The sequence below is a fragment of the Kribbella sp. VKM Ac-2571 genome, assembly GCF_004362255.1.
Lineage (GTDB): Bacteria > Actinomycetota > Actinomycetes > Propionibacteriales > Kribbellaceae > Kribbella > Kribbella pratensis.
Genome location: NZ_SNWS01000004.1, coordinates 286,833 through 310,689, shown reverse-complemented (window position 1 = coordinate 310,689; position 23,857 = coordinate 286,833). Strand labels below are relative to the sequence as shown.

At 69.0% G+C, this 23,857-nt stretch carries 20 protein-coding genes; 14 read left to right on the top strand and 6 right to left on the bottom strand.

The genetic code is table 11. The features are described from left to right. The first annotated feature begins 71 nt into the window (after window positions 1-71). From EV651_RS11895 to EV651_RS11875, 4 genes are all read left to right on the top strand, one after another. Window positions 72-260, top strand: a complete 189-nt coding sequence (locus EV651_RS11895; protein ID WP_202870285.1) for an AbrB/MazE/SpoVT family DNA-binding domain-containing protein — start codon at window positions 72-74, stop codon at window positions 258-260. A 336-nt stretch (window positions 261-596) separates the two neighbouring features. Next, complete coding sequence (locus tag EV651_RS11885) at window positions 597-1,721, top strand: glycosyltransferase family 1 protein (protein WP_202870284.1); 1,125 nt, start codon at window positions 597-599, stop codon at window positions 1,719-1,721. A 76-nt stretch (window positions 1,722-1,797) separates the two neighbouring features. Further along, window positions 1,798-2,997: a glycosyltransferase gene (locus tag EV651_RS11880; RefSeq protein WP_133785117.1), complete on the top strand. Its 1,200-nt coding sequence runs from the start codon at window positions 1,798-1,800 to the stop codon at window positions 2,995-2,997. Window positions 2,998-3,114: 117 nt separating this feature from the next. Beyond that, the gene (locus EV651_RS11875) at window positions 3,115-6,843 is read left to right on the top strand and encodes a choice-of-anchor D domain-containing protein (protein WP_133785115.1); all 3,729 of its coding nucleotides are present in this window, start codon (window positions 3,115-3,117) and stop codon (window positions 6,841-6,843) included. A gap of 44 nt (window positions 6,844-6,887) precedes the next feature. On the opposite strand, the gene EV651_RS11870 is transcribed toward EV651_RS11875, so the two are convergent. Beyond that, window positions 6,888-7,703: an MBL fold metallo-hydrolase gene (locus tag EV651_RS11870; protein ID WP_133785113.1), complete on the bottom strand. Its 816-nt coding sequence runs from the start codon at window positions 7,701-7,703 to the stop codon at window positions 6,888-6,890. Window positions 7,704-7,929: 226 nt separating this feature from the next. On the opposite strand from EV651_RS11870, the gene sdhC reads away from it, so the two are divergent. The 5 genes from sdhC to EV651_RS11845 all read left to right on the top strand — a co-directional run bounded on the left by sdhC (window position 7,930) and on the right by EV651_RS11845 (window position 12,458). Then, window positions 7,930-8,307 (top strand): succinate dehydrogenase, cytochrome b556 subunit, encoded by a 378-nt coding sequence (sdhC, locus tag EV651_RS11865; protein ID WP_133785111.1) that lies wholly within the window; start codon window positions 7,930-7,932, stop codon window positions 8,305-8,307. A gap of 1 nt (window position 8,308) precedes the next feature. Then, entirely contained in the window at window positions 8,309-8,764 is a 456-nt protein-coding gene (locus tag EV651_RS11860) for a succinate dehydrogenase hydrophobic membrane anchor subunit (protein WP_133785110.1), read from the top strand. Window positions 8,765-8,772: 8 nt separating this feature from the next. Continuing rightward, entirely contained in the window at window positions 8,773-10,515 is a 1,743-nt protein-coding gene (sdhA, locus tag EV651_RS11855) for a succinate dehydrogenase flavoprotein subunit (protein ID WP_133785108.1), read from the top strand. Continuing rightward, window positions 10,515-11,219, top strand: coding sequence for a succinate dehydrogenase iron-sulfur subunit (locus tag EV651_RS11850; protein WP_133785106.1), 705 nt, complete (start codon window positions 10,515-10,517; stop codon window positions 11,217-11,219). The genes sdhA and EV651_RS11850 overlap by 1 nt, the downstream gene beginning before the upstream one ends. 72 nt (window positions 11,220-11,291) lie before the next feature. Further along, on the top strand, window positions 11,292-12,458 hold the full coding sequence (locus EV651_RS11845) for a hypothetical protein (protein WP_238156823.1): 1,167 nt from the start codon (window positions 11,292-11,294) through the stop codon (window positions 12,456-12,458). A gap of 254 nt (window positions 12,459-12,712) precedes the next feature. On the opposite strand, the gene EV651_RS11840 is transcribed toward EV651_RS11845, so the two are convergent. Then, window positions 12,713-13,126 carry a DUF2000 domain-containing protein gene (locus EV651_RS11840; protein ID WP_133785102.1) on the bottom strand — a complete coding sequence of 138 codons (414 nt, stop codon included), beginning with the start codon at window positions 13,124-13,126 and terminating at the stop codon, window positions 12,713-12,715. A gap of 54 nt (window positions 13,127-13,180) precedes the next feature. Beyond that, a complete protein-coding gene (locus EV651_RS11835) occupies window positions 13,181-14,008 on the bottom strand; it encodes a M55 family metallopeptidase (RefSeq protein WP_133785100.1) in 828 nt (275 codons plus the stop codon). A gap of 23 nt (window positions 14,009-14,031) precedes the next feature. Here EV651_RS11835 and EV651_RS11830 point away from each other — a divergent pair, with 23 nt between their 5' ends. After that, the gene (locus EV651_RS11830; RefSeq protein WP_133785098.1) at window positions 14,032-14,826 is read left to right on the top strand and encodes an AraC family transcriptional regulator; all 795 of its coding nucleotides are present in this window, start codon (window positions 14,032-14,034) and stop codon (window positions 14,824-14,826) included. Here EV651_RS11830 and EV651_RS11825 read toward each other — a convergent pair. The 3 genes from EV651_RS11825 to EV651_RS11815 form a co-directional block, all read right to left on the bottom strand. Continuing rightward, on the bottom strand, window positions 14,798-15,043 hold the full coding sequence (locus EV651_RS11825) for an SCO4848 family membrane protein (RefSeq protein WP_133785096.1): 246 nt from the start codon (window positions 15,041-15,043) through the stop codon (window positions 14,798-14,800). The genes EV651_RS11830 and EV651_RS11825 overlap by 29 nt on opposite strands. Before the next feature lie 20 nt (window positions 15,044-15,063). After that, complete coding sequence (locus EV651_RS11820; RefSeq protein ID WP_133785094.1) at window positions 15,064-17,820, bottom strand: LuxR family transcriptional regulator; 2,757 nt, start codon at window positions 17,818-17,820, stop codon at window positions 15,064-15,066. A gap of 182 nt (window positions 17,821-18,002) precedes the next feature. Beyond that, the gene (locus EV651_RS11815) at window positions 18,003-19,532 is read right to left on the bottom strand and encodes an amino acid permease (protein ID WP_166658586.1); all 1,530 of its coding nucleotides are present in this window, start codon (window positions 19,530-19,532) and stop codon (window positions 18,003-18,005) included. Between the two features lie 164 nt (window positions 19,533-19,696). On the opposite strand from EV651_RS11815, the gene EV651_RS11810 reads away from it, so the two are divergent. The 4 genes from EV651_RS11810 to EV651_RS11795 are packed head-to-tail and all read left to right on the top strand — an operon-like array spanning window position 19,697 to window position 23,848. Beyond that, a complete protein-coding gene (locus EV651_RS11810) occupies window positions 19,697-21,043 on the top strand; it encodes a glutamine synthetase family protein (protein WP_133785092.1) in 1,347 nt (448 codons plus the stop codon). Next, window positions 21,024-21,728, top strand: a complete 705-nt coding sequence (locus EV651_RS11805) for a gamma-glutamyl-gamma-aminobutyrate hydrolase family protein (RefSeq protein ID WP_133785090.1) — start codon at window positions 21,024-21,026, stop codon at window positions 21,726-21,728. Before EV651_RS11810 ends, EV651_RS11805 begins: the two co-directional genes overlap by 20 nt. Further along, the gene (locus EV651_RS11800) at window positions 21,725-23,071 is read left to right on the top strand and encodes an aldehyde dehydrogenase (RefSeq protein WP_133785088.1); all 1,347 of its coding nucleotides are present in this window, start codon (window positions 21,725-21,727) and stop codon (window positions 23,069-23,071) included. The genes EV651_RS11805 and EV651_RS11800 overlap by 4 nt, the downstream gene beginning before the upstream one ends. Next, window positions 23,072-23,848, top strand: coding sequence for a 3-oxoacyl-ACP reductase (locus EV651_RS11795; RefSeq protein ID WP_133785086.1), 777 nt, complete (start codon window positions 23,072-23,074; stop codon window positions 23,846-23,848). It abuts the gene before it with no gap. Window positions 23,849-23,857 lie beyond the last annotated feature (9 nt).

Sequence of the window (23,857 nt, the reverse complement as noted above, 5' to 3'; positions counted from 1 at the left end):
ATCGAGCACTGCGCTGTGAACTGGGTCTCGGGTGCGATTCCTACCAGTGCGATTCCTACTCGGAGGTATCGATGAAGTTGCGGCCGAAGGGCCAGCTGACCGTGCCGCTGGAGATCCGCGAGCACCTCGGGCTGCACGAGGGAGACGAAATGGAGTTCGTCGTCCGGGGGACGCCGTACAGCTGGTCCGCGCGAAATCCAATCGGTCGCACGGTCGGCGGGCCGCCGCGCGGTTGCGCGGTCGTGGCACCAGCGGAATGAGCACCGACGAGATCATGGAGCTGCTCCGTGGCGAGGAGTGACCTCTCACTCCTCCGGCCACCAACAACCCTGGTCGACGCCTGTGTCCTGCTCGACCTCACCACGGACGACCCGAAGTGGGCCGACTGACACATCGCGCTACCGCACCTACTTTCCCACCCTTCAGCTCATCGCCCCCTGAGCGAGGCGATTCTCAGAGTTCGCGTTTGACTAACCGGGCGCAGCTCGGTGGCAACCTGAAGGACACTTCAAGGGCCCGTAGCCGTCGACAGGGCATCGACGGCGGGTCATGGGAGTGTCGCCCACGGTTCATGGTCGGTGAGGAACCTTCGAGCTGTGCGAATCGTGATGGTGGCCGAGACCTTCCTGCCGCAGATCAATGGCGTGGCGAACACGGCTCGCCACGTCGCCGACCGGCTGCGTGCCCGCGGCCACGAACTGCTGATCATCGCCCCCGGCCCGGGCCCCGACAGCTACGGCGACGTCCCGGTGCTCCGGGCCCGGAGCTTCCGTACGCCGGGCTACAAGGAGTACCCGGTCGGCCTGCCGGATCCGTCGATCGAGCGGGCGATGGCCGACTTCCGGCCCGACCTCGTGCATCTCGCCTCACCGTTCATCATCGGCGCGTACGGGCTGCGTGCGGCTCGCAAGCTCGGCGTACCGACGGTCGCGATCTTCCAGACCGACATCGCCGGCTTCGCCCGCCAGTACCCCTGGTACGCCGCCGCGGACCGCGGGATCTGGCGCTGGGTACGGCGTACCCACTCGCGCGCCGACCGTACGCTCGCCCCCTCGTCCGCTTCCGTCGACGCTCTCGTGCAAGGCGGCGTACCGCGGGTGCACCTGTGGGGCCGCGGCGTGAACCTGGACCTGTTCGATCCCAAGCACCGCGACGAGGACTGGCGCCGGCAGATCTCCCCGGACGGGCGGCCGATCGTCGGGTACGTCGGTCGGCTGGCGGCCGAGAAGAAGGTACGGCGGCTCGCGGAACTGACCGACCTGGACTGCCGGATCGTGATCGTCGGCGACGGCCCGGACCGCGCCGCCCTGGAGCACGCGTTGCCGACGGCAACCTTCCTCGGGATGCGCCGGGGCGCCGACCTGGCGTCGATCTTCGCCGGGCTGGACGTGTTCCTGCACACCGGCGAGCACGAGACGTTCTGCCAGACGATCCAGGAGGCGCAGGCCTCCGGCGTCGCCACCGTCGGCCCGGCCGCGGGCGGCCCGCTCGACCTGATCCACCCGGGCGAGAACGGCCTGCTGTTCGAGCCCGGCCGGCCCGGATCGCTGCGGGACGCGGTGAAGACCCTGCTGGACCACCCGACGGCCCGCGGACGGATGGCAGCGAGCGGCCTGCACCGAGTGCAGTCCCGCACCTGGGCCGCCGTCGTCGACGACCTCGTCGACCGCCACTACGCCGAAGTACTCCAAGAGGCCGCGGCCGTACGGCGGGTGGCATGAGCGAGCGCAGCGAGCTCATCAGAAAGCACAGTCGGGTTCGCGCCTCATCGGCGCCCGGAGCGAAGCGAGGACGCCGATGAGCTCACTGCGCATCGCTCAGCTGGCCAACTTCGTCGGGCCGACGTCCGGTGGGATGCGGACCGCGATCGAGCACATCGGCCAGGGGTACGTCGAGGCCGGCGCCGAGCGGATCGTGATCACGCCGGGCGAGAAGGACTCCGTCGACGAGACCGAACTGGGCACGATCGTCCGGGTCAAGGCGCCCAAGGTGAGCGGGGGCTACCGACTCATCACGACGCCGTGGACCGTGATCGACGTACTGAAGCGGTTCCGGCCGACCACGGTGGAGATCTCCGACAAGTCGACGCTGCTCCCGGTGGCACGCTGGGCCCGCAAGAACGACATCGGCACCGTGTTGTTCAGCCACGAGCGGCTGGACGCGATGCTGGCGCTCGGCGCGGCCCGCCCGGGTCAGCTCGGCGGCAACGACGTACTGCGCCCCGGCCGGATGCTCGGCGAACGTCCGGTCAAATGGGGTGCCGACGGAGTGAAGTACAGCCAGCTCGGCATGGTCGCCACCGTCGCGGCGCTGTACAAGATCCTCGGCCGCACGTACGACGCTGTCGTGGTCACCTCGCGCTACGCGGCGGCCGAGTTCGACGAGGTGACGACGCCACTCGTCCGGATCCCGCTCGGGGTCGACCTCGACACGTTCCACCCGTCGCTGGGTGCACCGGCCGATGACGGCGTACTCAAGCTGGTGCACGCCGGCCGGCTCTCCCGCGAGAAGAGCCCGCATCTGGCGGTCGCCACCGCCGCCGAACTGCACCGCCGCGGCGTGAACGTGCGGATGGACGTGTACGGCACCGGCCCGCACCTCGACGAGCTGATCGAGATCGCCGGGGACGCGCCGGTCACGTTCCACGGGTACGTCGACGGCCGGCATGCCCTCGCCAAGCACCTCGCCGAGGCCGACATCGCCCTGTCCGTCTGCCCCGGCGAAACCTTCGGCCTGGCCGTCCTCGAGGCCCTCGCCGCCGGCACCCCGGTGGTCACCGCGAACACCGGCGGCGCCCGCGAACTGGTCGACGAAACCTGCGGCCGCTGGGCCCCCGCCAACCCAATGGCCCTGGCCGACGCCACCCTGGCCCTGGCCCAACTCCCCAGCCGCCGCGCCGCCGCCCGGCACCGCGCCGAGCTCTACACCTGGCAGGCCTGCATCGACCGCATGCTCGCCCTCCACAACCGCCTGGCCCACGCCCGCCTGGCCGCCTGATTGCACAAAGCTGCAACTGGGCCCGGGAAACTTGCGGTCCGGACCGCTTTCGCGATACTTCTTCCCTCTCGCCGGTGTTACTCGGGGTGCGCCGGATTCCCCTGCCCTGGAGATTCAATGCGCCGCGCCCGCAAACCCGCCCTGTTCCGCGCTGCCCTGGCCACCGCCCTCGCAGCCATCACCATCCCCTTCATCGCCCACGCCGCCTTCGGCGAGGACACCGCGCTGGGCGTCGTCACCAGGGACATCCTGGTCGTCGACAGCTCCGGTACCAAGCGCATCACCGACAACACCGAGATCACCTCGGCGACCACCCAGGACGGGGAGCTCTACCTGTCGAACGTCTGGTTCGGCCCACCCCTCGGCCAACGCCTCGCGAACGGCACGACGTACGACGTGGCAGCACAGCGAACCGCCTCGGCCGGGCTGATCGGCAACGTGTGCCGCACGTTCGACAACCAGGTCGCCCAGGCGAAGTCGGGCGCGCTGACCGTCGACGAGGTCAAGTACGACGGCGACACCATCACCAGTATCTCCGCGAGCTGGACGGTCGAGTGCGAGAACGCTCCGACGACGTCGCAGGGCTTCGTCCGACTGGCCGACGACCGCCCGCACCCACTGGTCGCGCCTGCGCCGGTCACCATGCCCGAGGCAGGCCGGACGGATCCCGTCCAGGCAACCGTGACGCTGACCAACTCCGGCGATGCCGCCACCGGGACGCTCGGCGCGGCCACCGTCGATCCGGCTCTCGCCGGCGGCCAGTACTACGACGTCGCCACCGACAGGTGCGCCGGAAAGAGCCTTGCACCGGAGGAGACCTGCACGGTCGACGTCGTCTACCAGCGGGGAACGGCCGGGATCTCCAGGGCCCGCATCGCCGTGGCCGCGCCGGGGTATCCAGGGGGCAGGATCCTGGCGGCCGCGACCGGGAGGACGATCGTCGCGCCGACGGCTCCCGTCGTCACGCCGTTCCCGATCCTGACCGGGCAGGGCCTCCACTGGTACGTGGTCATGAACGCCTCGTGGTTGCAGGTCGAACGCCGGCTGCCCGGGGAAAGCTGGCAGGACGTCTCCGGCCGGATCGCGGGGACCGCGACGAACTGGGCGGACCGCACGCTCCCGGTCGGCGGCACCGCGGAGTACCGCGTCACCGCCGGTAACGCGGACGGGGCCTCACCGCCGAGCGCCGTCGTGACCGCGACGAGGCAGCCGGACGTCGGCACCGGCACAGTCACCGCGCTGTCCGTCGACACCGACGGGGCGGCCGACCAGGTGGTGACGTCCTTCGAGGAGTCCTCGGCCGGGACGCACTACCGCATGCTGCGCTCGCCGGCGTTGTCCGTCACGTTGCCCGAGCTGCCCGGACCGGGGGTCTACGAGATCGGTCCCGAGGCCGCGTACCAGGTGTCCATCCGGTCAACGCTCGGGTGCTCGATCGACGGCACGCTGCGAGTCGACCAGCTCGCCTACACCGACGACTTCTGGCCGACTGCCACGATGGCAGCGACAGCCGACGGTGTCTGCCGGACGGACAGCGGCGACGGCCCACAGATGATCCTGGAACTGCGGGTGCACAGCGCACGGCCGCTGGTGGCGATCGCGTCCGGGCCGGTCGACGCCGGCCGCGTTGTCGTCGGCCAGGCGTCGGAGCCCAAGCCGGTCACCATCCGCAACACCGGCAGCACGCAGGTGCAGCTCGGCGCACCGACCGTTGTCGGAACGACGGCCGGCGACTGGGCGATCCAGACGAACCACTGTCCGGCGGCCCTCGCCGTCGGCGCGAGCTGCACCGTCGACCTCGTCGTCCGGCCGTCGGCGTCCGGCACGCACACCGCTCAGCTGGAACTGCCGGACAACACGGCCAGAGGGAAGCACCACGCTGCCCTGACCGTCACCGGTGTCGGTACGGCGGCAGCACCGGTCAACTTCAAGGCAGTGGGAACGCTCACCGGCGTCGACCTGAGCTGGGATCCGCCGACGGACACCGGGCAGAGCGAGGTGACCGGCTACACCGTGCACCGCCTGGCCGGCGGCACCACGACGACGTTCGAGGTGGCGGCGGCCGCGAACGGAACGACCTCGCGCTGGACCGACTCCAATCCGCCGGCCGGTGCGACGTACGCCGTCTCCAGCCGGAACCAGATCGGCGACGGCGTACCGACAGCCGCGCAGACCCCGCGGCAGACCTCCGATGTTCTTGCCTACAGCAACGGTGGGCTTTACCAGTGGTCGTGGCCGGACGGCACCCAACCGGTTCCGGTCGGCTCAGGCACTCCGGCGCAAGACGTCGGCGAAATGGCCGCCTCGAGCGACGGCCGGTACCTGGCGTACGTGGCGGACGGAGCGCTGTGGACCGTTCGCGCGGACTCCCGAGCAGTCTCGACGCCGGTCCGGGTGGCGTCGGTCGGCACCGTGTGGGACATTGCCTGGTCACCCGACCGGAGCCGGCTGGCCTACGCGCAGACCCAGCCTGGAGAAGATTTCTGCGTATGGGTGGTGACGCTACCCAGCGGCGATCCGGTCAAGGTCCGATGCGGTGTCAGGCAGCCCAGCTGGCTTCCCGACCTACAGGCACTTGTGGTCGCAGACACCCACGGCGGTGCGCTGCAGAAGGTCGCGGCCACCGCGACCGGCGCTGTGCTCGGCACCTACGCCGGCACCACCGGCGCGACGACGACGGCGGTGTCTCCTGACGGACGCTGGATCGCATATGCGAGCTCTCCGTTCGCACCCAAGGTGGGCCTCCTCCCCCTGGTCGGCGGCGTGGCACAGTCGACGAGCCTGTCCTACTTGCCGGGCAAGCTGTACTGGTCACCCGCGGCCGACCGCCTCCTCACCTGGGCCCACACCGACACGCACGGCCTGCTGACGGTGGCCGCGGACGGCAAGCTCGGACCCGAGGCGTCGCTCTTCGCGCAGTACGTCGAGGGCATCCGGGCGCCCGTATGGCAAGGCCTGAGCGTTCAGATCCCGCCGACCGCGGCCTTGACGGGGAGGGCTGTCAGCATCCCGTTCGACGTCTCCGCCCTCAGCGCCGGCACGTCGACGGTCTGCCGGCTCGACTCGGGCGCCTGGGCGCCGTGTACGTCGCCGTACCGCGCCACAAGCGTGAACGGTGGCGCCCACACGTTCGCCGTGAAGGCCACCGAGCCCAGCGGTCGTACGGTCGTCGGCTCACGCTCGTTCACCGTCGACGCGACCGGCCCGGTCGCTCGGGTGACCGGGCCGGCATATCAGGCGACGGTGGCCGCGACGGCGACGCTGACGGTGTCGGCGACGGATGCCAGCGGGGTGAGGTCGTACGACGTTCGCTACCGGCGGGCCACGTCCGCCGGGCCGTACGGCGCCTATGTGCAGCCGTGGACCGGTACGACCGCGACGTCGATGAACCTCGCGGTCGCGGCGGGGTACGAGTACTGCGCGTCCGTTCGGGCGACGGACAAGCTCGGGAATGTCGGCCCGTGGAGTGCCGACCGATGCTTCTCGCGGCCGCTCGATGATCGATCGTTCTCACTGGCAACGAGCGGGTGGACGCGGGCGACCGGGGCGACGTTCTACTACGGGACCACGACGCAGACAACGGCGTACGGGAAGGCCCTCACTCGGACCGTGCAGGGGAAGCGGTTCTTCCTGGTGGCGACGCGTTGCCCGACGTGTGGGTCGGTCGCGGTGTACGCGGGGAACAGGTACCTGAGCACGGTGAACCTCGCCTACCCGACGACCCACAAGCAGGTGCTGCTCGGCCTTCCGGTCCAGAGCACGCTCTTCAGCGGCACCCTCAAGTTGGTCAGCGCGTCCACCGGCAAGCTCGTCCAGATCGACGGGCTCGCGGTCGGCCGGACCTGAGAAGCTGCGCCGGACGCCCCGTCCGAGGGGCGTCCGGCGTGGGCTCAGGTCAGGTGGTCGTAGTCGCCTCGGGTCCAGGCGGCGTGGCGGTCGGCGGAGCGGCGTACGACGGCTTTTGCGTCGACCGGGATGACTGAGCCGAAGTTGTTGTAGAGGCGGTCGTACTCGAAGGGGTCGAGGGAGCGGGCGACGCGGTCGACGACGGCGCCGGACAGCGGGATGCGGTTCGGATAGCTGCGCATGAAGCTGACCGAGGTGCGGTCGGGGTTGGCGAAGATGGTGTCGCCGGACAGGATCACTCCCTTGCCCTCGGCACCGTTCGCCCAGTGCACGACCGCGCTGCCGGGGAAGTGGCCGCCGGGCTGGATGACGGTCACTCCGGGTAGCGGCGTGAGCTGCCCGGACCAGGCCTTGATCACCGCGTCCGGCCGCGCGACCCACTCCTTGTCGGCTTCCGAGACGTACACCGGTACGTCGCCCAGGCGGTGGCTCCACTCGACCTGGACGCCGTACATGTGCGGGTGGCTGGCGACGATCGCGACCACGTTGCCGAGTTCCCGGATCCGGCGTACGGCGTCGTCGTCCAGGTACCCGATCGGGTCCCAGAGCAGGTTCCCCTCGGACGTTGTCACCAGCATCGACTGCTGCCCGATCCCCACCGGCGGCTTCGAGCGGACGCCGTACAGGCCCGGCTCGACCTCGTCGACCGTGACCTCGGTGCCGGCCGCGGCCAGCTCCTCGAGCGTGGTCCAGTGCTGCCCGTCGGCGGGCACCCACTGCCGCTCGTCGGCGCAGATCGCGCACACCTCGACCTGCTCCGCGTGCTCCACCGCACAGGTCGCACAGATCCAGAAACTCACTGTAGTTCTCCCCTTCGATTCTGATGTGCCGTCAGCCAAGACGCTCAAGCGCAGTTGAAGTCAAGTGCATCGGAAGCTCACCGTCGAGGGCCAGTGCGGGGCCCGCTCGCTGGGCCACTACGCGACCGATCTCACACCTGGCAGGACATTTCGGGGCTGATCGCGGGACTAGCATCGAACCGGCTTGGTTTTCTCCGGGCCTGGAGACGTTCGATCGGAGGACGGTTTGCCCAGCAAACCAGCCGGCACGCTCTACCGCGGCCGGGAGGGCATGTGGTCATGGGTCGCGCACCGGATCACCGGTGTCGGGATCTTCTTCTTCCTGCTGGTGCACGTGCTGGACACCGCACTGGTCCGGGTCTCGCCGGAGGCCTACAACGAGGTCATCGGCACCTACAAGAACCCGATCGTCGGCCTCCTCGAGGTCGGTCTGGTGGCGGCGATCCTGTTCCACGCGTTCAACGGCGTGCGGCTGATCCTGGTCGACTTCTGGGCCAAGGGCCCGCGCTACCAGCGGCAGCTGATGATCGGCGTCGGCGTGCTCTGGGTGGTGCTGTTCGTGCCGTTCGTGATCCGTCACCTCTCACATGTCTTCGGGGGCTGAGATGAGCGACATTGCCGCGCCCCGGTCCAGCTCCAGCGCCCGCAAGCTGAAGGGCGGCGGCCGGAACCGTTCCGGGCAGACCAACTTCGAGCTGTACAGCTGGCTGTTCATGCGGCTGTCCGGGCTCGCCCTCGTCATCCTCGTGCTCGGGCACCTGTTCGTGAACCTGATGCTCGGCGGCGGGATCACCGCGCTGGACTTCGGCTTCGTGGCCGGCAAGTGGGCCAACCCGCTGTGGCAGGTCTGGGACCTGCTGATGCTGTGGCTGGCGATGCTGCACGGCACCAACGGGCTGCGCACGATCGTCAACGACTACGCCGAGAAGGACCAGAACCGGTTCTGGCTCAAGGCCTTGCTGATCACGGCGGCGATCGTCATCGTCGTCCTCGGCACCCTGGTCATCTTCACGTTCGACCCCTGCCTCGACCCCAACTCCACGTTGTCGGTCTGCAAATAAAGGAAGTCATGCAACAGCATCAGTACGACGTCATCATCGTCGGCGCGGGCGGCGCGGGGATGCGCGCGGCCCTCGAGTCGAGCAAGCGGACCCGTACCGCCGTACTCACCAAGCTCTACCCGACCCGTTCGCACACCGGCGCCGCCCAGGGCGGTATGTGCGCCGCGCTGGCGAACGTCGAGGAGGACAACTGGGAGTGGCACACCTTCGACACGGTCAAGGGCGGCGACTTCCTGGTCGACCAGGACGCGGCCGAGGTGATGTGCCGCGAGGCCGTCGACGCGGTCCTCGACCTGGAGAAGATGGGCCTGCCGTTCAACCGGACCGCCGAGGGCAAGATCGACCAGCGGTTCTTCGGCGGCCACACCCGCAACCACGGTGAGGCCGTCGTACGCCGGTCCTGCTTCGCGGCCGACCGTACCGGTCACATGATCCTGCAGACGCTGTACCAGCAGTGCATCAAGCAGAACGTCGAGTTCTTCAACGAGTACTACGTTCTCGACCTGCTGATGACCGATGGCAAGGCGAGCGGCGTGGTCGCGTACGAGCTGGCCACCGGCGAGCTGCACGTTTTCTCCGCGAAGTCGGTGATCTTCGCGTCCGGCGGTTTCGGCAAGGTCTTCCGTACGACGTCCAACGCGCACACCCTGACCGGCGACGGGATGGGCATCGTGTGGCGCAAGGGCCTGCCGCTGGAGGACATGGAGTTCTTCCAGTTCCACCCGACCGGCCTGGCGGGTCTCGGCGTACTGCTGTCGGAAGCGGCCCGCGGTGAGGGCGGCATCCTGCGGAACAAGGACAACGAGCGTTTCATGGAGCGCTACGCGCCGACCGTGAAGGACCTGGCGCCGCGGGACATGGTCGCCCGGGCGATGGCGAACGAGGTCCGTGAGGGCCGCGGCTGCGGTCCGGACGGCGCGTACGTGATGCTCGACCTGACCCACCTGGAGCCGGCGCACATCGACGCGAAGCTCCCGGACATCACCGAGTTCGCCCGGACCTACCTGGGCGTGGAGCCGTACACCGAGCAGATCCCGGTGTTCCCGACCGCGCACTACGCGATGGGCGGCATCCCGACCAACATCAAGGGCGAGGCGCTGGCCAACAACGAGGACGTGATCCCGGGCCTGTACGCCGCCGGCGAGGTCGCCTGCGTCTCCGTGCACGGTGCGAACCGGCTGGGCACCAACTCGCTGCTCGACATCAACGTGTTCGGCCGCCGGGCCGGGATCGCCGCCGCGGAGTACGCCGCCACGGCGTCCTTCGAGGAACTGCCGGCCAACCCCGAGGCGTACGTCGTCGAGCTCGTCGAGGGCCTGCGCAACTCGACCGGCCAGGAGCGGATCGCCGCGATCCGGGCCGACCTGCAGGCGACGATGGACCTGAACGCGCAGGTGTACCGCACCGAGGGCTCGCTGAAGCAGGCGCTCGTCGACATCGCGGCGTTGAAGGAGCGGTTCAAGAACGTCGCCGTACAGGACAAGGGCAAGCGGTTCAACACCGACCTGCTGGAGGCCGTCGAACTCGGGTTCCTGCTCGACCTGGCCGAGGTGCTGGTGGTGTCCGCGCTGGAGCGCAAGGAGTCCCGCGGCGGGCACTTCCGCGAGGACTACGACAAGCGCGACGACGTCAACTTCATGCGGCACACGATGGCGTACCGCGAGGTCGATGCCGACGGCAACGAGACGATCCGGCTCGACTACAAGCCGGTCGTGCAGACCCGCTACAAGCCGATGGAGCGCAAGTACTGATGGATGTCAAGGTCAAGATCCTGCGGTACAACCCCGAGGTCGTCGACGAGGCCGAGTGGAAGACGTACTCCGTCACGCTGCAGCCGACCGACCGGGTGCTGGACGCGCTGCACAAGGTCAAGTGGGAGCAGGACGGCACGCTGACGTTCCGGCGGTCCTGCGCGCACGGTGTCTGCGGCTCGGACGCCATGCGGATCAACGGCCGCAACCGGCTGGCCTGCAAGACCCTGATCAAGGACCTGAACCCGGACAAGGAGATCACCGTCGAGCCCATCAAGGGCCTGCCGGTGCTCAAGGACCTGGTCGTCGACATGGAGCCGTTCTTCGACGCGTACCGCTCGGTGATGCCGTTCCTGGTCACCAGCGGTCACGAGCCGACCCGGGAGCGGATCCAGTCGCAGGCCGACCGGGACCGGTTCGACGACACCACGAAGTGCATCCTGTGCGCCGCCTGTACGACGTCCTGCCCGGTGTTCTGGTCCGACGGGCAGTACTTCGGCCCGCAGGCGATCGTCGGCGCGCACCGGTTCATCTTCGACAGCCGTGACGAGGGCACCGAGCAGCGGCTGGAGATCCTGAACGACAAGGAAGGCGTCTGGCGCTGCCGGACCACCTTCAACTGCACCGACGCCTGCCCACGCGGCATCGAGGTCACCAAGGCGATCCAGGAAGTGAAGCGCGCACTCATCTTCCGTCGGGTGTGAGCTTGCGCCTTCTTTCGCATAAGATTCCACCGCCGACCTGACCCCCTTGCGGGGACACCTGCGCCTTGGGGGGTGACTGTGGAGCCGCGCCTGCGCGAGTTGTCCGACCGCTACTACCGTCGCCTGGTGGAGCTGTTGGAGCGCTGTGGCCTCCCCCGCAGCATGCCGCCGCTCCTGGTCCTCGGGGTGCTCGCGGCCACGACGTCCATCGTGCTCGCGGTGGTGCACCTGACCTCGCACCGGACGCAGACCGATCCGCCGATCGCCATCGAGCCGGCCGTCGCGGGGCGGTCCGGCAGCGCGGTGGTGAACTCCGAACGCGCCCAGGTGCTGTCGATCACGATGGTCACCCGGAACCGGTGGGCGGCCGGCTGGTCCGACTGCACCAGCGGCCCGCACTGCAAGTACGCCGCGGTGATCGACCGCGACGGCTCGCGCGCCACCGCCCCCGAGTGGCCGGTCCCGTATGCGACCCTGCAGGCCGGCAAGGAGGCGATCGCGGTCGCCCCGCCGCTCGAGGGCACGCTCACCGGTGACGCGACGATGATGTTCCGGCTGACGTACGACGGCCCCGTGCTCACCAAGCTCCGGTACCGGCTGCCCACCACGACGTTCGAGAAGAACGAGATCCTCACCGACCGGATCGTGCCGGGCTCGATCGTCGTGGTGAACCCGGAGGAGTCGACGGTCCGGATGCTCCGGACCCGCGGTACCCGGTCCCCGGTCTGCGACGAGTCCGGCCGCTGCTGGATACTGACCGGGATCGGCCGCACGGACGTCGTCTGGACCGACGACGGCGGCCGCACGTGGGACTCGCGGTCGCTCGACAGCCACAACCAGCTCGGCCGGCTCGCGATCAGCCCGGACGGCCGCACGCTCCTCTCGACCGCGGTCACCGTCGGCGCCACCGGCCAGACCGTCTCGAAGATGCAGATCTCCACCGACCGCGGCGCGAACTGGACGACGGTCGAGAACCCGCCGCAGAGCCTGGCGGTCGCGCCGCTCGCCTTCGACGACGGCACCGCGCTGATCCTCGGCGGCCGCCCCGGCGACCGCCCACGCCTCTACCGCGTCCGCGACGGCGCCGCCAAACTGGACCGCGGCTACCCCGGCGACCTCGCCGACCTCTCCGGCGACGCCCAACTCATGTACGGCTCCGAAGTCCCCAAACGCCGCACCACCGAGGTAGTCCTCAGCACCGACCAAGGCGCCACCTGGACCAAGTTCGCCCCTCGCTAGTGCCGCTGCGCCGGAGATTCGTGCCCAAAATCCGAAGTCACCTAGACACCCGCCTGTGATTCGGGCCCCCAAACCAGTTTGGGGAGTCCTACCCACCCGGATCGGGCAGTGGTGCTCCCCAGTCGCGGGCGAAGAGCCTCCCCGAACCGGTTTGGGGAGGCGCAGGCCAACCGCGTCCCGGCACGTCGTACCGCTCGTACTGGACGACGTACGGTCGCCCGAACTGCGGCCGTTCGCGCCCGAACGGTACCTGCTCAGTGGTGCTTGGTGGCGCCCTTCAAGGTTTTGTCGACGGCGTTCTTCGGGCCGTAGAAGGCGATGCCGACCAGGTCGAGTTCGGCGGTACGGACGGCCTTCACGGCCGCGCGGTTGTCCCGGTCGTTGCCCGTGGCAAACAGATCCTGAGTGAACACCGAGTGCTCGATCCCCCGGCCGAGAGCCCGCTCGTGGGCAGTGGTCATGAACTCCTTGGATCCCTCGAACACCATCACCGGCTGCCGGAACATCGGCAGATAACGCACGTCATCCGCGTCCTCGTACGCCTCCCCGACAACCTCCGGATGCGTCCCGGCAATCCCACTGACCAGAAACGCCGTCACATTCAACCGCTGCCAAACAGCCAGGTCATCCCGCAACAACACAGCAATCTTCGTATCGAACTTTTCCACAACCCCAATGCTCAAGCTCAAGACCGCAAGCGGTCTTGTACGTTCTTAACCGGCTCAGCAGTACGGCGGGTTTGTGGTTACTGCTGTGCAGACTCGGAGGAACAGGTTGAAGATGCGGTAGAGGTGGAGCATGTCGCCGGTGACGGTGACGGTGCGGTCGTCGCGGCGGGTTACGCCGGGGATGGCGGTGAGGTGGGAGGCGACCGAGGCGGACTGCCAGCGGACGGCGAGGGTTCGGGGGCCGGCTGGGGCGTCCGGCTTGGAGAGGGTGCGCAGCGCCTCAGCGGTTGTCGCCTCGATCGACTCGCGGGCCTCCGCGACCGGGACGAGTTGGGCGGCGAAGCGGTCCTTGGCGAACTTGACCGGCACGGTCGCGACCGCGGGATCCCAGGCCTTCATCTCGTCGCAGGCGGTGTCGTCCCCGGTCAGGAGCGCGAGCGGTACGCCGTACGCCGCCGAGGCCGCGTGGAACAGGCCGATCTCGCCGGTGAGCTGCTCGTCCAGCCAGATGTCCTCGATCTCGTGGCCCATGAAGCTGTGGCTCAGGACGCCGAGCACGCCAGCGCGGGCGTGGTACCCGATGCAGAGTACGGTGTCGTACTCCGGGGTCAGGCCCTCCATCATGCCCATCGGCTTCGGGCGGCCCTTGATCAAGCCGGCGCGCGGGTCGAGGAGGTCGGGCAGCAGGTTGCGCATCGGGCCATGGGCGTCGTTCACGAGGACCTCGGTCGCGCCGGCGGCGTACGCACCACGGACGGCGGCGTTCACGTCCTCGGTCATCAGCACCCGGCCGCGCTCGTAGTCCCGCCCCGGCGGCTGCACGTCCTCCGCGTCGACGACCCCGGTGACGCCTTCCATGTCCGCACTCACATAGACCTTCACACGCAGCAGCGTATGTTCTACCCATGAGCAGCAGCGCCACGGTTCGGGCGTGGCGGCCTCGGGTGGACGGGGTCGTCGAGGTGCTGCATGCGCACTTCCCGTCGCACGCGTACCCGAGCCACACGCACGACGCGTGGACGGTGCTGATCGTCGACGAGGGCGCGGTCCGCTACGACCTGGACCGTCACGAGCACGGGCTCGCACAGGCGCAGGTCTCGCTCCTCCCGCCGCATGTCCCGCACGACGGCCGCTCAGTGCTGCCGCAGGGCTTCCGCAAGCGGGTCCTCTACCTCGAACCCGGCCGGCTCGGCGGCACGAACCTGATCGGCGCGGCCGTCGACCAGCCCGAGTACGTCGACCCGCTGCTGCGGCACCGAATCCACCAGCTGCACGGCGTACTGGAAAGCGGTGTGGAGGACCTGGAGGCTCAGAGCCGGCTCACGCTGATCGAGGAGCGCCTCGGGCAGCATCTGCGGCGGCAGGTGGTCGCTCCACCGGACCGGTCCGACGCGGGCGTGGCCGCGCAGTTGCGCGATCTGCTCGACGCGCATGTGCCGGACGGGATCAAACTCGAGGACGCGTCGAAGCTGGTGCATGCGCATCCGGCGCATCTGGTGCGGGCGTTCAGCCGGGAGTACGGGATGCCGCCGCACCGGTACCTGACCGGCCGGCGGGTCGATCTGGCTCGGCGGTACCTGCTCGACGGGCATCCGGCCGCGGAGGTGGCGACGCTGGCAGGGTTCTACGACCAGTCGCACCTCAACCGGCACTTCCGGAAACTGCTCGGGGTCACACCGGCGAGTTTTGTACGGTCTTAGCTGCCCTGTACTTAGCTGCCCTGTACGCGCGGACTCCCCAGGTGCCGAGCAGCGCCGCGATCAGCAGGTTCACGATGATCAGGACGGTGTGCGCGACGTAGTACCCGGTCGGGCGGTCCTCGGTGTCCACCAGCGCCTTGATGAAGCGCAGGTAGGTGATGACGTTCCAGGCGGCGATGGCCAGCAGGACGAGTGCGTGCTTCCGTTCGAGCTTCACTCAGCCATTCTGACCCAGGCTCAAGAATTGGGCCGGTCGACCATGCGGAGCAGTTGGGTGCGGTTGGCCACTCCGAAGCGGCGGTACAGGCGGGTCAGCTGCGACTCCACGGCCTTCACCGACAGGTACAGGGCCGCGGCGATCTCGCGGTTCGTGGAGCCGTCGCGGACCATCGAGACGATCTGCTGCTCGTTGTCGGTCAGCTCCGACGGCTGCCGGCTCCGGCTCGGTACGTCGAGGCGCGCGAGTTCCATCTCCGCGACCTCGCGCCAGGCGGGTGCGCCGTACGCCTCGAACTGCTCGATCGCGTCCAGGAACGCGGTCCGGGCGACCGACCTGCGACGGGCCTGCCGGGCGATCCGGCCGCGGGTCAGCTCACAGCGCGCGAGATCGAGCGGGTAGACCCGGTCCCCCGCCGTACTGACCGTCTTCTCCAGCAGCTCCAGGGCGGCGGCCGGGTCGCCCTGTTTGGCGACCAGCAGCGCCTCGGCGCGGTCCAGGCCGAGCTTCACCACGTGGCGGTCCAGGTTCTCGGCGCGGGTGCGGATCTCGGCGATCAGGGCGGCCGCGTCGTCGAGCCGGCCGGCCGCGACCAGGGCCTCGGCGTAGTCCGCGTGCCACGGGATCACCGCCGGGTCGTACGGCATCGCGGCCTCGCCCGACCCCGCGATCGCGTCGAACGCCTCGACGGCCCGCTGCGGGTCGCCGGTCAGTACGCCGATCAGCCCGAGGCTGACCAGCGCCGGGCCGGTCCATTCGTCGTTCCCGACCAGGCGGACTGCGTCCAGCGCCGCCTCGGCGAGCTGCCGGCCCATGGCCGCCGAGCCGCCGACCCACTCCGCACGGCTGGCGATGACCATGCCGACCTCGGCCTCGTCACCGATGTCCTGCATCAGCTGGTAGCACTCGTGTCCGGCGGCCAGCGCGTCGGCGCCGCGGCCGCTGCGCTCGTAGATGGCCGTCGCGGAGATCAGTACGGACGCCAGCCAGCGCATCGCGCCGTGGTCGCGGACCTCGTCGGCCAACGCGGTGATCGCGGTGATCGCCTCGTCGGTCCGGCCGCGGAACAGCTCGCGCATCGCGGCCATCTGGCGGGCGTTCACCACGGTCTTGGTGAGCGGCAGGCCCTTGGCCAGCTCACCCGCCTGCTCCAGCACGGCGTCCGAGGTCTCCTCGGCATCGCGGGCCATCAGTACCGAACTCGACGCGCTCAAGGCGTCGACGATCGCCTCGGTGTCACCGGTCTCGCGCGCCAGCGCCTCTGCGATCCGCGCATCCTCCTGCGCGTCGTCCAGGCTGCGATCGAAGTAGTGGCTGTGGCTGCGCTCGATCCGCACCCGCGCCTCGAGCCGCTTGTTGCCCTCGGCCGCCGCGAACGCCTCCGCGAGCAGCTCGACCCGCCGATCCCGCTCCGGCCAGACCGCGTCGGCGCACAACAACAGCGCGGGCACCCTGGTCTCGGGCGTCGTTGCTGTCTGTACGGCGAGTCGCGCCATGTCGGCCGACTCCGCCAGGTGACCAGCGGCCGCGGCATCGTCGGCGGCCCTGGTGAGGCGGCGGGCGCGTTCATCGGGCTGGGTGCACGGTGTCCGGTCGGCGCTCAGCCGCCAGAGGGTCGCGGCGGCGCCGGGGGCTCCCCGACCGGCGGCGACAGTGGCCGCCTCCTCGATCGTCGCGGCCAGCTCCGGATCGGCCTCCTGGGTGGCGAGGGCGCGGTGGGTCGCGTTCTCCACCGGTTCGTCGACCACAGCGGCGAGTTTCGCATGGGCCTGGCGACGCGCGGCCGACGTGGCTTCGGCGTACACGAACTCCCTGAGCAGGGGGTGTGTGAAGCGGAGCCGCTCGGCGGAGACGTCGATCAGGCCGAGGGTCTCCGCCTCGGCGAGGTCGACCTCGATCGGGCGTTCGAGGGACTGGGCCAACTGCGTGGTGGTCGGACGCGGAGAGGACGCGGCGTGCAGAAGCAGCTCGTGGGTCTCGGTGGACAGGTCGCCGAGGCGCTCACCGAGGAGGGTCTTGAGGCGGCTGGAGACCGGGAGCGGGTCGTTGGGCGAGACGCTCTTCGGGTGCCGCAGTACGGCGCGACCGAGCTCGAGGGCCATGAACGGGTTGCCGGCGCTCGCGGTGAAGATGCGGCGCGCCGTCCGGACCGGGAGCGGGCTGGACAGCCGCTGCCGGAGCAGGCCGAGTACGTCGGGCTCCGTGAGCGGCGGGACCTCGAGCTGCAGGACAGGCTCGGGGCAGGCGTCGGACATCACCGGCAGGTCGCCGTCGGCCACCTGCTCGGTGGCGAGCAGGTGCACGCCCTCGGAGAGCCGGCGAGCACAGAACGTGAGCACCTCGAGACTGGACGGGTCCACCCATTGGATGTCGTCGACAACGATCAGCACCGGGCCGGTCGTGGCGAGACGGCGGAGGACGTGCAGTACGGCGAGGCGCACGGCCAGCTCGTCACGCACCGTATCCGGAGCGCTCGCCTTCAGCAGCGCGACCTCGAGCGGCTGCCGGAGGTGGTCCGGCAGCACCTGCCAGGCGAATTCGAGCTGGTTGGAGAGCAGATCGAGGAGCGTGACGTACGGCAGGCCGGCCTCGGAGTTGGACGGGGCGGCGCTGAGGATCCGGCAGCCCTTCCGGCCACGCTCCGCGACGAGCGCCCGGCCGAGGGCCGACTTGCCGATGCCGGTCGGGCCGTAGAGCAGCACGCTGCCGCTGGTCTCGAGCTGCTTGGTAGCACGCTCGACCAGTCCGGCACGCCCGACCAGCTCGTCGTCAGTCATCCAACTCCTCGAAGGATTACCCTCGCCGATTATCACAGTGAATGACCGTTCGACACGGCGAGTGTCACATGAGGAAATTTGCTGGCCACCATCCTGACACCCATTACTGCACAGTTCCGAGCAGTCACGACGGCACGATCGTGCCGGGGCACCGGATGGTCTTTTGACGACTTACGGAGGGGTCAGATGGATTCGAGGTCGCGTTCGATGGCGGCGAGCTCCTCCTCGGTGCCTTGGACCTTGGGGCCGGTAAACCAGCGGCGGGCGGACAGGAACCAGTACGCCGCTGCGAAGCCGAGCACCACGAGTACGGCGATCGGCGTGTAGTTGAACGTGCTACCAGTGACGGGACTGACCTGCGGCAGCATGAACAGGACCGTGATGAACGCGACCCAGACGATCGCGACGATCCCGATCGGGCGGCTCCAGCGGCCGAGGTGCCACGGACCGGGCTGGAAGTTCTTGCCCTGCAGCAGCCGCAGCAGCGTGGGCAGCACGTAGGCGATGTACAGGCCGATCACCGCGATCGACGTGACCGCGGCGTACGCCGTCGCGTTCCAGAGGTACGGCAGGCCGAGGAGGAACGCCCCGCCGGCGGCCAGCCAGATCGCGTTCGTCGGCGTCCTGGTCTTGCCGTTGATCTTGTGCCAGAACTTCGACCCCGGCAACGCTCCGTCACGGGAGAACGCGTAGATCATCCGCGAGTTCGCGGTCACCGACGACATCCCGCAGAACAGCTGCGCGCCGATCACGACCAGCAGTAGGACCTTGGCCAGGCCGCCACCGACCGCGTCGATGAAGATCTGGGCCGGCGGTACGCCGATATCGCCCTCGAGGGCGCCGTCGTAGCTCTGGATCGCGAAGGTCAGGCCGATCAGCAGCACCCACCCGGCCGCCAGCGAGACGAGAATCGACATCACGATCCCGCGCGGACCCGACCGGGCCGCGTCGTGAGTCTCCTCGGTCATGTGCGCGGAAGCGTCGTACCCGGTGAAGGTGTACTGCGCGAGCAGCAGGCCGAGCAGGGCGACGTAGAAGGTGGAGCCCCAGCCGGTGTTGTTGACGAAGTGGCCGAACACGAAGCCGGCCGACTGGTGCTTGTCCGGCACGAACACGAGCGCGCCGACGATGAAGACCACGCCGACGATGTGCCACCAGACGCTGATGTCGTTGAGCCTGGCGACCAGCTTCACGCCGAACGAGTTCAGCAGCCCGTGCACGAGCAGGATGATCCCGAACAGCAGGATCGTGTGGCCTGGCGTCGTACTGAAGCCGAACTGCAGGTCCAGGAACGCGTTCAGGAAGAACGCGGCGCCGAAGTCGATCCCGGCGGTCACCGCGACCTGGCCGAGGAAGTTGAACCAGCCAGTGAACCAGGACCAGGCCGCGCCGTTGGACGGCGCGAGTTTGGCGGACCAGTAGTAGAGCCCGCCGGCGGTCGGGAAGCTCGAGCAGACCTCCGCCATCGCGAGGCCGACGAACAACGTCATCAGGCCGACGAACGGCCAGCCCCACACGATCATCACCGGGCCGCCGGTGTTCATCCCGAACCCGTACAAGGTCAGGCAGCCGGACAGGATCGAGATGATCGTGAAGGACACCGCGAAGTTCGAGAACCCGGACATCGTCCGGGACAGCTCCTGCGCATAACCCAACTGATGCAGGCGTTTCTCGTCGTCGGTCATCGGGGCGGCGGACTCGTCATTGCTCATTGCGGGGCCTCCTAGCCACAGCGCCTCAATGGTCTCCCCCCAGACCTTTGGACAATTGAGGCACCCCGGTCAGGCACTGTCAAGGGAAACCGCACGCGTTGACATCCCGACCCAGACTTGAGTCAATGGACTGGAAACAGACCAATAGAGCTCCGGGAGTGGCCGTGCTGGGTGTTGAGGAGTTGCGCAGGCTGGTCGAGGCCGGCGAGGTCGACACGGTGCTGGTGGCGATCACCGACATGCAGGGACGGCTTCAAGGAAAACGTTGCGGTGCACGGTATTTCCTGGAGGAGGTGCTGAAGCACGGGACCGAGGGCTGCAACTACCTGCTGGCGGTCGACGTCGACATGAACACCGTCGACGGCTACACGATGTCCTCCTGGGAACGCGGGTACGGCGACATGGTGATGGCGCCCGACCTGGACACACTCCGCCTGGTGCCGTGGCTCGAGGGCACTGCGCTCGTGTTGTGCGACGTACAGTGGCTGGACGGTACGCCGGTGGTCGCGTCGCCGCGGCAGGTGCTGCGAGCCCAGCTGGACCGCCTGGCGGAGCGGGGACTCAAGGCGTACGTCGGGACCGAGCTCGAGTTCATCGTGTTCGACGACACCTACGAGGCCGCGTGGAACAAGCGGTATCTCGGCCTGACTCCCTCGAACCAGTACAACGTCGACTACTCCCTCGTCGGCACGTCCCGGATCGAGCCGCTGCTGCGCGACATCCGCAACGGCATGACCGGTGCCGGGCTGTACGTCGAGTCCGCGAAGGGCGAGTGCAACCTCGGGCAGCACGAGATCGCGTTCCGGTTCGACGAGGCGCTCGCGACGTGCGACAACCACTCGATCTACAAGACCGGCGCGAAGGAGATCGCCTCCAAACACGGCAAGAGCCTCACGTTCATGGCGAAGTACGACGAACGTGAGGGCAACTCGTGCCACATCCACCTGAGCTTCCGCGCCGACGACGGCGATCCGGTGCTCGCGGGCGACGGCGACCACGGCTTCTCCCGGTTGATGGAACAGTTCATCGCCGGCCAGCTCGCCTGCCTGTCCGAGTTCACCTACCTGCTGGCCCCGAACATCAACTCCTACAAGCGTTTCGTCCGCGGCAGCTTCGCGCCGACCGCGATCGCCTGGGGGCTCGACAACCGCACCTGCTCGCTGCGCGTGGTCGGCCACGGCGATTCGCTCCGCGTCGAGAACCGGCTCCCGGGCGGCGACGTGAACCCGTATCTCGCGGTCGCGGCGATCATCGCCTCCGGCCTGCACGGTATCGAGAACGAGCTGGAGCTCGAGCCGCTGCTGGAGGGCAACGCCTACGAGTCCGACAAGGAGCACGTCCCGTCCACGCTCCGCGAAGCCGCCGCGCTCTTCACCGGGTCGAAGGTCGCCCGTACGGCGTTCGGCGACGAGATGGTCGACCACTACAGCAACGCCGCACGCGTCGAGCTGGACGCCTACGACGCCGCCGTCACCGACTGGGAGCGAGTCCGTGGTTTCGAACGCCTCTAGACCGCGCATCGGCATCACGACGTACCTGGAGCCGGCGGCCTGGGGGATCTGGAAGCGGGAGGCCGCTCTGGTTCCGCGGGTGTACCTGGACGCGGTGGTAGCGGCCGGAGGGGTGCCGCTGCTACTGCCGCCGGTCGGTACGGATCCGTCGGTCCTGGAGATCCTCGACGGACTCGTGATCGCCGGTGGGTGCGACGTCGATCCCGGCTCCTACCAGGCGATTCCGCACCCGCAGACCGTCGACACCCGGCCGGGACGTGACGACCACGAGGCGATCCTCATCCGAGCCGCCCTGGACAGTGATGTGCCGTTGCTCGCGATCTGCCGCGGTCTGCAGATGCTGAACGTGACGCTCGGCGGCACCCTGCACCAGCACCTGCCGGACGTCGTCGCCCACGACGCGCACCGCCCGGAGCCGGCAACGTTCGGCACCGTCGAGGTGAAGATCGAGCCCGGCACCCTCACCGCGCGGATCCTCGGCGAACGCGCTCACGGCAGCTGCTACCACCACCAAGCCCTCGACATCGTCGCACCGGGGTTGAAGGTCACCGCCCGCGCGGACGACGGAACGGTCGAGGCGGCGGAGGTGGAAGGCCACGACTTCGCCCTCGGGGTGCAGTGGCACCCGGAGGAGAACCCCGATGACCTGCGGCTGTTCACCGCACTGATCAGGAGCACGCAATGAAGTACGACGTACTGAATCCGGCCACCGAGAAGGTGATCCGGACCATCGAGCTCGCTTCGGAGGCCGAGGCCGACGCGGCGATCGCCCGGGCCGCGAAGGCCTTCGAGACCTGGCGGGACGTGACGCCGGCCGATCGCGGGCGCCTGCTGCGGCGGTTCGCCGACGCGGTCGACGCCGACCTGGAGAACCTCGCCGCGCTGGAGGTCGAGAACGCCGGCCACACGATCGGCAACGCGCGCTGGGAAGCGGGCAACGTCCGGGACGTGCTCACCTACTACTCGGCCGCCCCGGAACGCCTTTTCGGAAAACAGATTCCGGTTGCCGGCGGCATCGATATCACGTTCCAGGAACCGCTTGGCGTGGTCGGCGTGATCGTTCCGTGGAACTTTCCGATGCCGATCGCCGGCTGGGGCTTCGCCCCTGCCCTGGCAGCCGGAAACACCGTTGTCCTGAAGCCCGCCGAGCTGACCCCCTTGACCGCTCTGCGCCTCGGCGAGCTGGCGCTGGAGGCCGGCCTGCCGCCCGGTGTCCTCGAGGTCGTGCCCGGTAAGGGAACCGTTGTCGGAAACCGTTTCGTCACGCATTCCGCGGTCCGGAAAATCGTCTTCACCGGCTCGACCACGGTCGGCAAGCAGATCATGGCCGGCTGCGCGGACCAGGTGAAACGGGTGACGCTCGAGCTGGGCGGCAAGTCGGCGAACATCGTCTTCGCCGACGCGGATCTGGAGAAGGCCGCCGCGCAGGCGCCGTACGGTGTGTTCGACAACGCCGGGCAGGACTGTTGCGCGCGGTCGAGGATTCTCGTCGAACGTTCGGCGTACGACCGGTTCCTGGAGCTGCTGGAGCCGGCGGTGAAGAATTTCAAGGTCGGTGACCCGTCGGATCCGGCGACGGAGATGGGGCCGTTGATCTCCGCCGGGCAGCGCGAGCGGGTGGCGTCGTACGTCGAGAACCCCGCGTTCCAGGGGACTGCGCCGAGCGGGCCCGGGTTCTGGTTCCCGCCGACCGTGCTGGCTCCCGCGAGCGAACGGGCGGTGCGCGAGGAGATCTTCGGGCCGGTGGTCGCGGTGATCCCGTTCGCGGACGAGGCCGATGCGCTGCGGATCGCGAACGACAGCGAGTACGGGCTGTCCGGCTCGATCTGGACCCGCGACGTCGGCCGCGCGCTCAGAGTGAGTCGCGGTGTCGAGGCCGGGAACCTCTCGGTGAACTCGAACTCGTCGGTGCGGTACTCGACGCCGTTCGGCGGTTACAAGCAGTCCGGCCTCGGCCGGGAGCTCGGGCCGGACGCGCTCACCGCGTTCACCGAGACCAAGAACATCTTCATCAGTACGGAGGACTGAATGGACGTCAAGGCTCATCGGCTCGAAGGTCGGGTCGCGGTGGTGACCGGCGGTGCGAGCGGGATCGGTCTGGCCACGGTACGGCGGCTCGCCGCAGAGGGAGCGCACGTCGTGATCGGGGATCTCGACCCGGCCGCGGGCAAGGACGCCGCGGACGAGGTCGGCGGGCTGTACGTGCCGACCGACGTCACCGACCCGGCCGGGGTCGACAACCTGTTCAAGCAGGCCTTCGACACGTACGGCGCCGTGGACATCGCGTTCAACAACGCCGGTATCTCCCCGCCCGACGACGCATCGATCCTGGACACCGGGCTGGAAGCGTGGCGCAAGGTGCAGGAGGTCAACCTGACGTCGGTGTACCTGTGCTGCAAGGCCGCGATCCCCTACATGCAACGGCAGGGCCGCGGGTCGATCATCAACACCGCGTCCTTCGTGGCCGTGATGGGTGCGGCGACCTCGCAGATCTCGTACTCCGCGTCGAAAGGCGGCGTACTCGCGATGAGCCGCGAGCTCGGCGTGGAGTTCGCACGGCAGGGGATCCGGGTGAACGCGCTCTGCCCCGGGCCGGTGAACACGCCGCTGCTCACCGAGCTGTTCGCGAAGGACCCCGAGCGGGCCGAGCGCCGGCTGGTCCACGTCCCGATGGGCCGCTTCGGCGAACCGGAGGAGATCGCCGCCGCGGTCGCGTTCCTGGCCAGCGACGACTCCTCCTTCATCACCGCCAACACGTTCCTGGTCGACGGGGGAATCTCGGGCGCCTATGTGACACCGATCTAGGCCCTGCCC